This is a genomic window from Zunongwangia mangrovi (assembly GCF_900112105.1).
Classification (GTDB): Bacteria; Bacteroidota; Bacteroidia; order Flavobacteriales; family Flavobacteriaceae; genus Zunongwangia; species Zunongwangia mangrovi.
In genome coordinates this window covers 278676-293656 of the sequence record NZ_FOKV01000002.1, presented here as the reverse complement: position 1 = coordinate 293656, position 14981 = coordinate 278676, and the positions used below count along the sequence as shown (strand labels likewise).

The following is a 14981-nucleotide window of genomic DNA, read 5'->3' as shown; positions in this document are numbered from 1 at the left end:
AAAATAGCGACAAAACAAATAATTTGAAAAAGTTTTGTAACAAAATAAATTGTCGTCCGTCGTAATTATGAAAGGGTAGTAAAAACCAACCATCAATCAAAAATGAAAGAACAAACATTCTTAAATATTATCAACCCTTTTAAGGATAAGATTTATCGTTTGGCTCTAAGATTGCTTACATCTAAAGAAGCAGCACAGGATGCAACCCAGGATGTGATTATTAAACTTTGGAACCAACAAGATAAAATCAATGATTATGCCAACGTAGAAGCGTTTGCAATGACGGTTACCAAGAATTATTGTTATGATCAACTAAAGCTTAAGCAAAACAATAATCTTCGGATTGTACATACTAATTATGATAACAACGAAATCTCTGGACAACGACAACTTGAACTGAAAGATGAAATGCAGTGGATAAACGAAATTTTAAAAACACTACCCGAGCAGCAGCAGGCCATATTTCAGCTAAGAGATGTAGAGCACTATGAGTTCGAGGAGATTTGTAAGATCATGAAAATGAAAAATACAGCGGTGAGAGTAGCGCTCTCCCGTGCAAGAAAAAAAATAAAAGAAAGTCTTATTAAACAACACAGCTATGGAATTGGATAGAATAGACATACTTTTAAAAAAGTATGATGCTGCGGAAACTAGTCTTGCTGAAGAGCAGGAGCTACAGGAGTATTTTGATAGCGGGCAGGTTGCACAGCGACATAAAGCTTATCAGCTAATGTTTAGTTTTTCAGCTTTTAGTAGAAAGGAAACCACAGATGTTACCCCACAATTGAAGCCGGAAAAGCGCAAAAGCAGGCTAAAGCCGCAATCCTGGATGTATGCCGCAGCAATGATCGCTTTAATCTTTAGTATTTTCTTCTTTAAAAATCAGGATAGCACTTTAAATTCAGAAAATTTAGGGCAGTTAACCGAAGAAGAAATGGCGTATCAGCAAACAAAGCAAACTCTTCAGATGATTTCAAAATTAATGAACGAAGGTAAAGAAGATTTAAAGTACTTAAAAGAATTTAGTAACCCCACAGAAAAAATAATCAACAACAAATAACGAACAGTATGAAACGAATAGTAGTAATTGTAGCCCTTTTTATGGCTCCGTTTTTGGCACAATCACAGGATTTTGCCAAGTATGAAAACATGAAAGATGTCGATGCGATGGTAATGACCAGCAAGATGTTTAAAATGTTATCTAAAGTAGATCTTAGCGAAGGAGATCCTGAAGCTAAAAAATACATGGAAATGATCGAGAATCTTAGTGAGATAAGATTGTATAAAACAAATTCTTCTTCTATAAGAGGGCAGATGTCTAAAGATTTTGAGGCTTATTTAAATAAAGGCTCTTTAGACGAATTAATGCGAATTAAAGATTCTGGAAAAAACATCAAATTTTACTCAAAATCAGATGGTAAAAACGATGACATCGTAAAAGAGCTTTTAATGTTTATGGACGGTGATGAAGGAGGCGAGCCAATCTCTGTAATCTTAAGAATTACCGGGCAGATCGATCTTACACAGTTATCCAAGTTAACTTCAGATCTTAATGTGCCGGGAGCAGATCAATTAAAAAACGCAAAAACTAAAAACCAATAAACATGAAAATCATCAAAACCATCAGTTTTATAGCCATAAGTCTATTAATGTTAGCGTGTAATAACGAGAAAACATTACAGAAGTATTATGTAGAGAACCAGGAAGACAGTAAGTTTATTTCTTTAGATATTCCTACCAGCCTTTTTGCAAAGGCCGATAATTTAGACGAGGATCAGCGTGCAACCTTGGAAAGCGTTCGTAAGATTAATGTACTTGCCTATCCTTTAAATGAAGAAAACGAAACTTTTGATGCTGAAAAAGCCGAATTGGAAGAGATTTTTAGTAATGAAAAGTATCAATTACTAATGAAGTACGGAAGCAACGAAAGAAAAGGAGCGCTTTACTTTACCGGAGAAGAAGATGCGATAGACGAGATCGTAGCTTTTGGATACGATAATGAACGCGGAATGGGAGTTGCAAGGATCTTAGGAAAGGATATGAATCCACAAAAGATCATGGAGCTTGTGAAATCTCTAGATGCCGATGATATTAATGTTGAAGGTTTAAAAGGTTTCGCTGATATGATGGGAGGAGACTCTAAAAACATTAAGGTAACAACAGATTCTACAAAAGTAAAATCTGGTATCTCTGTAGATGTCGAAGTAGATACCGTATCGACAGCAAATTAATTTGTCGTCAATTTAATTTAGTTGAAGTAAAAAGGGAATGCCATGGCATTCCCTTTTTTGTTTTCTCTATAGTTAAGATTATAAATTTTTTGAATCAATTTTTATGGTGCTGTTTTTAAGCCCTCTAAATCTTGCTGCTGAAATACCTTTCCGTTTTTAATAACTGAGCTAATATTCTGCGTTTCTTCGATATTTTTTAAAGGATTGGCATTTAAAATTACCAGATCTGCTTTGTAATTTGCCTTAATAGCGCCAGTGTTTTCTTTCTTTAGAAATTTTGCACCATTTATTGCTGAAGTCTGTAAAGCCTGCAGGGGGCTAAGACCTGCGTCAACCAATGCTTGTAATTCCTGGTGTAACGAAATCCCCGGATAAATATAAGAATTGAAAGCTCCACAATCTGATCCTGCTAAAAGCGAAACTTCATTTTCCTGAAGCTTTTTAGCTAAACTCACAAAAGCTGAATCTAATTGTTTTCTAGTCTTAACAAATTCCTCGCTCGCATTGAGTGCACTTCTAATTCGGCCTTCATAAGTTTTTATGATTCCGCTACCCATATAATCCAAATATTCGTCATTCTCATGGGGTTCTTCATCAAGATAGCTAAGCGTATGATTAATATGCAGGGTGGGGATTGCGTAAACTTCACGAGATTTTAAAGTAGTAAATGTTTTTTCAGCAGTTTCTTCAGCATAGGTTTTCATTACTCGGTCTAAAGATTCCCAAAAACTGGTTTTCCCATCAATCACATCCTGGGTAATACTTTCTTCTTCCGCAGAGCAGGCTTTTAAAATATAATAAAGATGCTCGATACCATCCATTCCTGCTGCGGTTGTTTCGTCTAAAGTCACGCTAAAAGGCATGTGGCCGCTACTTATTATTCCGCGTGCTTCAGTATCTCCGATCGTTTTTAAGTATAATTCGCCGGTAAATTTACTATCGTATAATTTTACAAAATCGGTTTTCAGTTTTTGCAAAGAATCCAGGGCAGGAGCAATATCATCTTCAGAAGCAATTTTTAAAGAACCTTCCCAGCGTGCATTTTCTCCGTCCAATTTTGGTCCAGAAGTATAAATTGTAGGTCCGGCAAGTTGATTATTAGCAATATTTTGCTGCCATTCTAAAATAGAACTGGTCATATCGCCACCACATTCTCTAACCGTGGTTACCCCGTTGGCTAAAAATAGACCAAGGAAATTTTTATTTGCTGAAATTAGCGAATCACCGCCTCTAAAATGAACATGATTATCCCAAAATCCGGGTAATAGAAATTTATCTTTTCCGTCGATAACTTTTTTTGCTGAGGTATTTTCTTCGGAATCTTTTATTGCTGAAATAAGATCGTCTTTTATAAAAACGGTCTTATTTTGTAGAATTTCGCCTTTCTCCAGATCGATAATTTGAATGTTTGTTATGGCAAGATCGAAATCTAAATTCTCGGCAGTTTTTTCTTCAGAATTTTTGCAGCTTAAAATGGCCAATATTGGCAATAATAGGAAGAGTTTTTTCAAGCGAATAAATTAATGTTACACAATAGATTTTGGATGAAAGTTTTGAAATGCCTTCGCCTTCTAAAGTAACAAAAATCAAATTAACCTGAATTAACTGGTTTTAGACGCTTTCCAAAGTTTAATGATCTCTTTGGTAAATTCGGTTTTACCTAAAACATAAGCGCCACGATCGTTTTTGAATTTATTGGCAAGTGCGATCTTTAAATTTTCATAAGCTCTGGCTTTTTCTGGATTAGCGATTAAATAATCTCTAAACCCCAATTGCTTGCACATAATATTGGACGATGGACACATATGTATATGAAAAATCTGCTCCTTTTTTCCGTCTACACGATAGCCTTTGCCAAAAGAACTGTAAGCTTCAATATCTTCGCGGGCGGGAACTTCAAAATGAAAATAGCCTAAATTTTCAAAAGCTTTTATCAGTTCCTTATCAAATAAATAGGCTTCAGGAATAATGATAAAAATATCGATATAAGGCTTGGATTTTATCCCGGGAATAGACGAACTGCCAAAATGTTCTATTTTTTCAAAATACTTTGAGTCGATATTCGATAAAATTAGCTCCTTTTCTTTTTCGAAAATAGTTTTCCATTCTGGATTATGATCTTCCAGATGAATAGGGTACAGCGTATTCCAATCTTCTCGTGTAAATTCGTAAATAGAATTTTTCATAACTTAATTTTCAGGATGATATTCAATATTAACAACTTTCCAGTTTTCTTCAGCCGATTTTGTAAGATTTACACGAACCTTTACATCTTTAAGCTTTCCTTTTACGCTAATTTTTAAGTCGGCTTCGCCTTCGCCATTTCTGGTAGAAATACTTCCGCTGGGAAAAATTCCATATTCTACAATTCCGCCGGTTTCTTCAATAATAGCCTTATTTTGTTCAATTTCAGCAATAGAAATTTTATAAGAATCAGAGTTTTTTAAAGCTCCTGCGATAAAGAAAATAATAAATGTAAAGAATGAAATAAAAGTAACGACGATAATCGATATTATTGGCAGCAATTTTGGCTTTTTATTTTGCTGAACTACAATGGCGTTTGTCGCTTTGTCGCCAAGTCGTTTTTTCTCGTTACTGCTTGCAAGGATGATCGCTTCTAACGGCCAGATTAATAGAAAAACATTCCTTAAGAATAATTTATAATATGCTGGGATGTGATGTGGATCGTGCTCATCTCTAACCGCAATACCCAACAACCATTTGCCCGGGCTGTTTCCTTTTATACAATCTTTAAAGAGATAAATTAATATTCCTACAGAAGCACTTGCAAGTATTGAAATTGCTGATTTTGCGGTGTCTTCTTTGTTAGTAAAGTCTGTACCAATCACCAAAAAAATAAAGGAAACCAAAATAACTGTAAATAGAAAATGATCGATTACAAATGCTGCGAATCGACGTTTTCTACTCGCTAATCTTAAGTTTGATGAAGAGGGAAACATGTGGCTGATTTTGCCACGAAAATAGCCCGTTTTTATTCAATATTGATATTAATTTTCACTATTGCTTTAGAATTAAGATCTGAATTTTCCATGCTTAGCATACTATATCTAACGATATGTTTTGGCCAATTATCGCTTTTTGATCTTGCGATTTCTATTTTATCTGAAGCGTCCAGATCGTAAACCATTGCTAAGTTAGTAAAATAAGCGTCTGCAAGATTAGTTGTTTGCGCTACTTGTTTTTCAGTAGAATCCTTAGCTACCTCAGTAAGCATCTTATTTTTTAAATTTTCAATTTGCTTTTTATAAGCTCCAAAATCATATTTAGTTTCAGAAACGACCGTAAAAGTTTCATTTTTGCCATTTTGAACATAAGTTTTTCTGGTAGCCTGTTTAAATTGTTCTAGATCGAATGGATTTGCAGTGGTATCGATGGTTGTTATTGTGTCTTGAACAGAATAATTAATTGTATAAGATTTAAGCAGTAGATCTGGAATCTGTAAGATCATTTTCGTTTTGATCAATTCTTCTTCAGTGCTGCTTATTGCTTTTTCGGCTTCAGCCAATTTTTCAGGAGTATTGATATTTAGCATCTCTATAATAACCTTTTTGCTGGCTACTATACTTGATGTATATTGCACTTCAGAAACTAAACAAGATTCCAGGGACTGTTTACCAAGCTTAAGTTTTGCTTTGATCGTTTTAAAATCTTTAAGTTTACTTTCAATCTTTTTATCATAGTTTTTTGCAAGCAGAACCAAAGGATTTTTAAGTTCAAAATCAACAAAATAAGAATCGTTTTTAACTTCGTTTACTACTATGCTTGCATGTAATGTAAACGTACTATCTTTCAATATTTTACTATTATGTATTTCCTTGGCGTAAACACTTATCGTTAGATTTTTAGTTTCTCCAACTTTCCAATTTATTTTTGGGCTAAAATCTGTAGACGATCTTCCGCAGGATAGGAGTGATCCCAGGATGAAAACCAAGAGTAATTTGCGCATTTGTAGGGATTTAAGTTTGATAATAATACGAAATTATTCCAAAATTAGATTTCTACTTTTAGCATATTTAGCAGAATATTTTAGATTGAATTTTATTTCCTGAGTCGGTTCTAGGCTAAAATCCCATGCTACTTCACCATTTTCTTCATTCAATTTTCCGTTCGATATATTTTCAATATCTATTGAAATATCTTCTGAAGTAGCCACAGGAACCTGATCTAGTACGATCATTTTTATGGCTTCGTTTTTATTGTTTTTTATAGAAATTTCCCATTCTCGAATTTCTTCTTTTTTATTACCAATAAATTGTTTTTCGGTAAAATCTTTAATCTTTTGGCGATTTACAGAAACCTTTTTATCGATACCTAAAGAAACCTCTAGCGTATCTGTAATATATCGTACATCCATCAAAGATTTTCCAATATAAGTGCCTTCAAAGAAAATATTGGCTTCGCCTTCCAGCAGATTATATTGTTCCCAATTGTTAATATTAGCAATTAAAAACGCATCTTTTTGAATTTTAGGAACGGCGTAATACTGGTATTGCGCGGGTAGCTCGTAATTGGTCATTTCAACCACATAACTTTTATTGTCTGAATTTATAGTATACGGCATTTCAATTTCGAAATCTACGGTAGTTTGATTTTCTTTTTGAACACTGGGAACCGGGATGCTTTCATTTTTCTTTTTAGAGTTTACGGAAACACCAGCAACTTTTCCTGCGAGAGCTCTACTAACACTTCGATTACTTCTTCCATATCCTACAACAACGACCTCATCTAATGCTGCAGAATCTTCTTTTAAAACGATATCGATTTGGCTTCTATTCGCAGGTACTTTTTGGGATTCAAAACCAACATAGCTAATACTTAATCTACTTTCCTCGTTAGGAATGGTAATCGAATAATAGCCGTCAAAATCTGTTACGGTGCCAATGGTAGAGCCTTCGATCATCACATTTGCTCCCGGTAATGGATCGCCATTTTCGTCTACAACTTTTCCAGTAACCGAATTATTGGTAAGATTATAAGAAGGCGGCAGCGTATTATATCCTAAATAATAGGTTCTTAATTTTGGTGCCAATCCAGAAGTATTTGGATTCGCTGAAGAAAATTTGAGCTTTACATTTTTCCAATCTACCTTGGTATCTTGCTTTACATTGGCTTTGTAAACCAGGTTAATAGGTTCTTTAATATTTTTTGCTCTAATATCGTAAGAAGGAAACCAGCCGGCATTTCCCACTAAATATGTGATTTCTATAGGAAAAGTGGTGCTTTGTTTTGCTTCAATTTTAACTAGTATTTCTCCATTCGGAAAATCTTTTTTACTGCTAATGCTATTAATCTGATTTTCGATTTTGGTCTTTTCTGCAACTAATTTTTCAACATTTCTAACCCGTTCTACTTCGCTTAACTTAAGCTCGGTTAATTTTTTTCCGTAGAAATTAGACGCCTGTTCTAAATTTGAAATATCAACCTGCTCGTTTTTCCCGCCAATATCTCTGTTTTCCTGAAGAAATATAATTTGCTCGCGAATAATTGATAAATAGGTGTTTTCTATTTCTAATTTCTGATTGATTTCAGTGATGTTGTTTTCAAGATTTTCTAATTCTGAAGACTTTTTTAATTCGTTTAAAAAGTTTTGCTGATGATTTACTGAAAGTACCGTGATATTTCCTTCAGCTTTAACCTGAACGCTTTTTGCATCGATAAAAGGGGATAAGTTGGTAAATTTTAAAATCGATATTCCACTATTTACAGGAATATTCTTTTGGCGGGAAACCTGGGCTCCTTCCAGAAATACGGTAACACCGCTGACTTCAGTTTTGATTTCTTTTTCGGTTGTTTGCACCGTAATTGGCAGCGCTAAAAAGGCGATAACTAAAAGATTGATGATTTTCATGCTATAATTTTGTAGACCTTTTAAAGATAACAAAATAAGCATATGTTAACTGTTATGGCTAAAAGAAATCTCTAGTTTTAAATAAAAAAGCCGGAAAAAATTCCGGCTGATTTTATACAATTTCGATAAAGATTATTCTAAAGCAGTTTTTAAAGCTGCTTCGCCACCAACCACAGGAATCGTGATCGATGTCGCATCAAGATCTATTGTTAGTTCTGTTCCCGGCTCGGGATGTAAAGTGAAATTCTTATCACTAGAAAAGATCATTAGTCCGATTTGCTGTCCTTTTTTAATGATTTGATCATCTGGAATTAGATCGAAACTCATTTCATAGAATTTGCCTGGTTTTAAAGGCTCACTTTCAGTAACTGATTTATAATTCTGAGGATCTGCCCAGCCTCTTGTAATAATATTATCTGTAATCTTCGAATTTCGACCTTCTGTCCAAGGTAAAGAAACCATCCAAACCGAAAGATTAGCAGCAGGTTTACTACTCGCCAATTTTAAGGTTATAGTTGAAATTCCCGAAAGATGAACATCTTCTTTTAGAGTTGGAGTCACAAAAAGCAAACGATGATCTGTATTCTCGGCCTGTGCCAGTGTTTCACCGCTAAAAGAATAATTATCTACTAAAGTTTCGTTGCCTTGATTATCTTGCTTTTCAAGTTGAAGCTTACCGGTTTTTGGTGCTCCTTTGCTTAAATGTAACTTAACATCTTTGGCTTCTGGATTTGGATAATTGGCATAAGGCGTTGGCTTTTGGCGATCGTCGTTTTCTCTTACGATCCATGCTTTTGGATCGTCTTCTACGCCATTATCGATTCCGAATAAAAAATGCGTAAACCAACGATTCATCATACTAAGTGGTGGAGGCCCGCCGTGACCGTTTTGGTGATAATAGATTTGAGTTGGTAATCCCATTTCTTCCGCTTTTTTATAAATACGGTAGCTATGCTCTGGCATCACGTTCCAGTCATTAAATCCGTGCGACATTAATAAAGCCGCTTTCATTGGCTTCATATCATTTAAATAATCGCGGCCGGCCCAAAAATCGTTATAATCTCCTGTAACTCTATCCAGGTTATTTCTCATTTCGGTATCACGCACGGTTCTGTTGCTGTAAGTTCTTTTAGATTCGTCTCCACTATGAATAAAGTCGTAAAGCACATCAATATCTTCGCCAAGGTAGCCACCAGGAGATTTTACCAATCCGTTAGAGCGATAATAGTGATAATAAGAAGTATTTGGGGCAACCGGGATAATTGCCTCTAAACCATCAACTCCGGTTGTTGCCGCTGCAAGGGGAATGGTTCCGTTATAAGAAGTGCCCGTCATTCCAACTTTACCAGTAGACCAGTACGCTTTTACTTCTTCGTTTCCGGTACGCTCGGTATATCCTTTTGCACGACCGTTTAGCCAATCGATCACTGCTTTTGGAGCCAAAGACTCGTTATCACCACCAACGGTAGGAGAACCATCAGACAAACCTGTTCCCGGCGAAGAGGAGTGTATAACGATATAACCACGTGGCACCCAGGTTTCGATCTGGGAATTCGATATTATTGGACGCTCGCCACGTCTTACAACTTCTGGATGTACTCTTTCTTTTGGAGACTCACCAAGTTCATGATTTACATCCCAAAAAATACCTTCAGCAAAACCTGCTGTCCCGGCATAGTAAGGACTTGATTCGTAAATAACCGGAAGTTTTAATCCCTGAGTTTCGGTAGCTTCAGGTCTGGTCACATCTACATGCATGCGGTCTAATTTTCCATCGCCATCTGTATCAAATTCGGTTTCAACCCAAAGATCATGTCGAATCCATTTTGAAGAATCTTCAAATTCTGGTACTATTTGCGCTTCGCCATTTTCAAAAATTGGCTGTACTTTTTCCTGAGCAAAGCTTACAACCACGATAGAACAGGCGATCCAGAAAAAAGCGATTTGTTTTTTAATCATTTTAGTGAGGTAATTAAGTGAGGTTAATAATGAATAAAATTTGATTGGTACCGCCAAAGGGTATAATACCCAGAGTCTTGCCTCGAAATTAAAAATTTGTTTCCAACGAATGCCTCGAGGGTTTGCCCTGAGGTAGTTTACTTGGCTAAATATAAACATTTCGGATTTAATGCTTCTCTAGATGTCTTCAGAAAAGATAAAACGCTGTAATTATTAGGACTTTATTTCTCTATTTTACCAATGCGTTGTGAATTAAAAACGACCAGAATTAGTAAAATGCTTAAACATAAAAGTATTGTCGAAACACTAAAATTATTATCGATAAGTAATCCTACCAATAAAGGTCCTAAAGCAGTACTTATAACCATAAACATGGTAAATATACTTCTAATTGCTCCCAGATTCTTTGTGCCATAGATTTCAGCAATGATAGCAGTTTTTACTGTTCCTGAAATTCCGGTGGTTATTCCGGCTAAAATTAGAAAAGCCAAGGCACCTAAGATACTATCCATAAACGCAAAAGGTAAAAGACCAATATTAAGCGGAATTAGATAAAATCTGAATAATTTTTTAGCGGTGTATTTGTCTACCCAAACGCCACCGAACAACGAAAATACAAGCCTGGTGATCGCATAAGCGGTAAAAAATGAAGCATATAAGGTTACCGACCATTGTTTTTCTTCTACAAAAATATACTGATAGAAAAATACAGCCGTATTTATGAAACTTACTGCGAAAACAGCGGGCATTATGATTCCGAATTTTCGATTAAAAATAATCTCTTTATAATTGCGAACCATCTTCTTTGTAGAATTTCCTTTGATAGAGATTAATTGTTCATCAAAATGATCAAGATTAGTGAACTTTAACTTGATTAGATAAAAAAGCAGTAAGACTCCGCTACAAATTGCAGCGATTCGCCAATTATAAAAACTAATGATCGTGGTGATCAAAATCGGTAAAATCGCTTCGCCGATAGAAAAACCTAAAGAAGAAAAACTCAGTGCTTTTCCGCGATTTTTGTCAAAGATCTTAGAAATTAGAGTCATACTAATATGCGTAAGTAAGCCCTGCCCAAATAGCCGCAACATAATGATGGCCAATATTAAAACAGCAAAATGATAACTGAATCCCAATAAAATACTTGCAATGGCAAGACCGGTAATACTAAAAGCAGTAACGGTTTTTGCGGGTTTATGATCTACGTTATGTCCAAGACTAAGCATGATGACAGAAGCCGTAACTGTGCAGCCGGCATAGATAGCACCAAAAGTTCCTTCAGAAATTGAAAAAGATTTTATGATTTCTGGGACGTAGAGAGAGATTAGAAAGGTTTGCCCAAAGCTGGAGAGAAATGTTAAAACCCATCCAAAACTTAGCTTTTTGAAATTAGCAATGATAAAGCGGTAAAAATCCTTCAAATTACAAGTTTTTACAAATATAGAATTTAGAAATTCGAGGCTAAAATAGACTTGTATTTCTTTCAGCATTAATTAATTTGGGTCGTAAACCAACAATTCCGATAGGTTATACTGAAAGCTTTACAGTATTCAGTCGACTATTGAAATCTTAATCCTTATTTTTGGAATAAAATTGTGAGAAGCAAATGAATTTGGACGCAGTAATCAAAGAAATAAAAAGCCATAAAAAATTACCGAATCTTAAGTTTGAAATTAAAGAAAGAACAGAAGCTTTTACCAAACATTTGTTCTATACTTTGTTTGATGAAGATACTGAAGTTGAAGAAAACCTTAAGAAATTAGGGAAGGAATTTGAAACACTGGCCGATCTTGTTTGCTGGAAACCTAATACACCATGTAGAAATATTTGGGAAGAGTATCTTGAAAAACTACCAGAGATTCTTCAAAAATTGAATTCAGATGCACTAGCGATAGCGACTAATGATCCCGCGGCAAATTCGGTTGAAGAAGTTTGTCTTTCTTATCCTGGTTTTTTTGCCATCGCAATTTATAGATTAAGTCATGAATTTTACCAGTTTGGTTTACCATTAGTGCCAAGGTTAATGACTGAGTGTGCTCACAATCTTACCGGAACAGATATAAATCCTGGTGCTAAGATTGGAGTTCCGTTTTTTATAGATCATGCTACCGGTGTGGTTATAGGAGAAACGGCGGTGATAAAGGATAATGTAAAAGTGTATCAGGGAGTCACATTAGGCGCCTTGTATGTAGATCGCAATTTGCGTAAAGTAAAACGCCATCCAACAATCGAAGAAAATGTAACCATTTATGCCAATGCAACGATCCTTGGTGGCGAAACGGTAATTGGTGCCAATAGCGTGATAGGAGGGAATGTTTGGTTAACCAAATCTGTACCTGCAAATTCTATGGTTTCCCACACTCCACAAATTAATATTAAAAATACAGCTCAAAATGAGTAAATCGATATTCAGATTAATAGGAAACACACCTTTAGTCGAAGCCAGAACATTAGTCAGCAATCCAAAGGTTAAGCTTTATTTTAAGCTTGAAGGGCAAAATCCCGGTGGTAGTGTAAAAGATCGCGCTGCTTATAATATGATTAAAAGTGCTTTGGATCGAGGAGAAATTAATGAAGAAACCAAACTAATCGAAGCCACCAGCGGAAATACGGGCATTGCGTTAGCGATGATCGCCTCTATGTTTAAGTTGGACATAGAATTGGTAATGCCTGAAAATGCTACCAAAGAACGTGTACAAACCATGCGTGCTTATGGAGCCAAAGTGACCTTAACTAGTGCTGAAGAAGGTATAGAAGGAAGTAGGGATTATGCTGAAGCTAAAGTTGAAAACGAGGGCTATTTTATGTTCAACCAGTTTAGCAATGAAGATAACTGGAAAGCGCATTACAAAACTACAGGTCCAGAGATTTGGAAAGATACCGATCATAAAGTGACACATTTTGTTTCGAGCATGGGAACCACCGGGACCATTATGGGAACTTCAACCTATTTGAAGGAACAAAATAAAAATATTCAGATCGTTGGGGTACAGCCTACAGATGATTCTAGTATTCCCGGGATTAGAAAATGGCCCAAGGCTTATCTTCCGAAGATATTTGATGAAAGGAAAGTAGACCAGGTGATCGAAGTAAGCGAAGATGAAGCCAGAGAAATGACCAAGCGACTCGCAAAAGAAGAAGGAATTTTTGCGGGGATGAGTAGTGGAGGAGCTACCGCTGCGGCTTTAAAACTTTGTGATTCTTTAGAAGAAGGTGTGGTGGTAAGCATTGTTTGCGACCGTGGCGACCGTTATTTGTCTTCAGATTTGTTTGAGGATTAACAAATTATGGCGTAAATCTCGATTTCTACGCAGATAATTTCTATAAACCTGAAAAATGCGCTATTTTTGCAAAATTGCAGATTAAAACAGGGTATATGGAAGTTTCAGATTTAGGAATTAGCGAGAAGAAGGTAGATAAGCAACTTTATGGATATCAGCAGAATGATATTGATAAGATTTTTAGTGTTATAGATGAACATCCAGAACATTATAATCTCTTATATCAATTACCTACTGGTGGAGGAAAAACGGTAATTTTTTCTGAAATTGTTAGAGAGTATATTCAGCGTACAGAAAAGAAAGTACTTATTCTAACGCACCGTATCGAACTTTGTAAGCAAACCAACAAAATGCTTACCGATTTTGGTGTTAAGAATAAGATCATAAATAGTAAAGTGAAAGAATTACCAGATCAACATGACTATATGTGTTTTGTTGCCATGGTAGAGACTTTAAATAACCGTCTTCACGATGATAAATTAGATCTTGAGGATATCGGGATGGTGATTATCGATGAGGCGCATTACAATAGTTTTAGAAAGCTATTCAAGTTTTTTGAAAAATGCTTTATCCTTGGAGTAACTGCAACTCCGCTTAGTTCTAACATTAAATTACCAATGAAGGATAATTACCGCGAATTGATCGTGGGTGATTCTATTTCTTCATTAATAGAAAAAGGCTTTTTAGCACGAGCAAATATTTATAGCTATAACGTAGGTCTATCAGCATTAAAAGTAGGAATGAACGGTGATTACACCGTAAAATCTTCCGAAGAACTGTATACGAATATGTCGATGCAGGAAAAGCTATTAAACGCTTATTTAGAACGCTCTAAAGGGAAAAAGACCTTAATATTTAATAATGGTATTAATACTTCGATCGAAGTTTACTACACTTTTAAACAGGCCGGTTATAACATTCGTCACCTGGATAATACGACGAGCAAACAGGATCGTAAGGAAATTTTAAAATGGTTTAAACATACGCCAGATGCTATTGTGACATCGGTAAGTATTCTAACTACAGGTTTCGATGAGCCAACGGTAGATACCATTATTCTTAATCGTGCGACAAAATCACTGACTTTATATTTCCAGATGATTGGTCGTGGTTCTCGTGTGTTACCGGGTAAAAAGGAGTTTAATGTAATCGATCTTGGTAATAATATGGCTCGATTTGGGCATTGGAGCGCTCCTGTAGATTGGAAACAAATTTTCCGTTCGCCAGATTTCTATTTTGAAAATCTATTAAGCGATGAGGAAATTGAGCGTGAGTTTAAATATGAAATGCCTCCAGAATTACGTGAGCAATTCTCCAATTCAGATAATGTAGACTTCGATGTTGAGGCGGCTTATGACGATGTGATTAAACGCGGACTTAAATCGAAAGCAGTGCTGGAATGGTCGATGGAGCAGCACGTAAAAATGTGTGTAGAAAATAGCGAAGATGTATTTGATGCACGTATTTTGGCGAAAGAGTTGAAAGACGATATTTCTTCTAGAATTAAACAATACTCTTATTGTATTTCTAAAAGTACCAAGAACTATCGCGATTGGTTAGAAGAAGATTATTCCAGAAAATTAAGAATGGCTATAAATAAAGAATTTTAGTCAGCTTTACATAAAAATCAATAAAAACCCC

14 protein-coding genes are annotated in these 14981 nt (G+C 35.5%); 7 read left to right on the top strand and 7 right to left on the bottom strand.

What is annotated here, in order from left to right; all coding sequences use genetic code 11:
• Window positions 1-102 precede the first annotated feature (102 nt).
• The 4 genes from BM201_RS07510 to BM201_RS07495 are packed head-to-tail and all read left to right on the top strand — an operon-like array spanning window position 103 to window position 2231.
• On the top strand, window positions 103-612 hold the full coding sequence (locus tag BM201_RS07510; protein ID WP_092541181.1) for an RNA polymerase sigma factor: 510 nt from the start codon (window positions 103-105) through the stop codon (window positions 610-612).
• The gene (locus BM201_RS07505; protein WP_092541179.1) at window positions 599-1060 is read left to right on the top strand and encodes a hypothetical protein; all 462 of its coding nucleotides are present in this window, start codon (window positions 599-601) and stop codon (window positions 1058-1060) included. The genes BM201_RS07510 and BM201_RS07505 overlap by 14 nt, the downstream gene beginning before the upstream one ends.
• An 8-nt stretch (window positions 1061-1068) precedes the next feature.
• Entirely contained in the window at window positions 1069-1602 is a 534-nt protein-coding gene (locus BM201_RS07500) for a DUF4252 domain-containing protein (protein WP_084841647.1), read from the top strand.
• Window positions 1603-1604: 2 nt separating this feature from the next.
• Window positions 1605-2231, top strand: a complete 627-nt coding sequence (locus BM201_RS07495) for a DUF4252 domain-containing protein (protein WP_084841648.1) — start codon at window positions 1605-1607, stop codon at window positions 2229-2231.
• Between the two features lie 101 nt (window positions 2232-2332).
• Here the strand turns inward: BM201_RS07495 and BM201_RS07490 are convergent, their stop codons facing one another.
• The 7 genes from BM201_RS07490 to BM201_RS07460 form a co-directional block, all read right to left on the bottom strand.
• Complete coding sequence (locus BM201_RS07490; RefSeq protein WP_092541177.1) at window positions 2333-3742, bottom strand: amidohydrolase family protein; 1410 nt, start codon at window positions 3740-3742, stop codon at window positions 2333-2335.
• A gap of 90 nt (window positions 3743-3832) precedes the next feature.
• Window positions 3833-4417, bottom strand: coding sequence for a GrpB family protein (locus BM201_RS07485; RefSeq protein WP_092541175.1), 585 nt, complete (start codon window positions 4415-4417; stop codon window positions 3833-3835).
• Window positions 4418-4420: 3 nt separating this feature from the next.
• The gene (locus BM201_RS07480) at window positions 4421-5191 is read right to left on the bottom strand and encodes an RDD family protein (protein WP_092541173.1); all 771 of its coding nucleotides are present in this window, start codon (window positions 5189-5191) and stop codon (window positions 4421-4423) included.
• 32 nt (window positions 5192-5223) lie between these two features.
• The gene (locus BM201_RS07475) at window positions 5224-6198 is read right to left on the bottom strand and encodes a hypothetical protein (protein WP_139219161.1); all 975 of its coding nucleotides are present in this window, start codon (window positions 6196-6198) and stop codon (window positions 5224-5226) included.
• A gap of 33 nt (window positions 6199-6231) precedes the next feature.
• Window positions 6232-8100 (bottom strand): DUF4139 domain-containing protein, encoded by a 1869-nt coding sequence (locus BM201_RS07470; protein ID WP_092541544.1) that lies wholly within the window; start codon window positions 8098-8100, stop codon window positions 6232-6234.
• Window positions 8101-8232: 132 nt separating this feature from the next.
• On the bottom strand, window positions 8233-10059 hold the full coding sequence (locus tag BM201_RS07465; RefSeq protein ID WP_092541169.1) for a Xaa-Pro dipeptidyl-peptidase: 1827 nt from the start codon (window positions 10057-10059) through the stop codon (window positions 8233-8235).
• Between the two features lie 221 nt (window positions 10060-10280).
• On the bottom strand, window positions 10281-11480 hold the full coding sequence (locus BM201_RS07460; RefSeq protein ID WP_175487000.1) for an MFS transporter: 1200 nt from the start codon (window positions 11478-11480) through the stop codon (window positions 10281-10283).
• 185 nt (window positions 11481-11665) lie between these two features.
• On the opposite strand from BM201_RS07460, the gene epsC reads away from it, so the two are divergent.
• From epsC to BM201_RS07445, 3 genes are all read left to right on the top strand, one after another.
• A complete protein-coding gene (epsC, locus tag BM201_RS07455; RefSeq protein ID WP_092541165.1) occupies window positions 11666-12460 on the top strand; it encodes a serine O-acetyltransferase EpsC in 795 nt (264 codons plus the stop codon).
• Window positions 12453-13340 carry a cysteine synthase CysM gene (gene cysM / locus BM201_RS07450; protein WP_092541163.1) on the top strand — a complete coding sequence of 296 codons (888 nt, stop codon included), beginning with the start codon at window positions 12453-12455 and terminating at the stop codon, window positions 13338-13340. Before epsC ends, cysM begins: the two co-directional genes overlap by 8 nt.
• A gap of 95 nt (window positions 13341-13435) precedes the next feature.
• Complete coding sequence (locus BM201_RS07445; protein ID WP_092541161.1) at window positions 13436-14950, top strand: DEAD/DEAH box helicase; 1515 nt, start codon at window positions 13436-13438, stop codon at window positions 14948-14950.
• Window positions 14951-14981 lie beyond the last annotated feature (31 nt).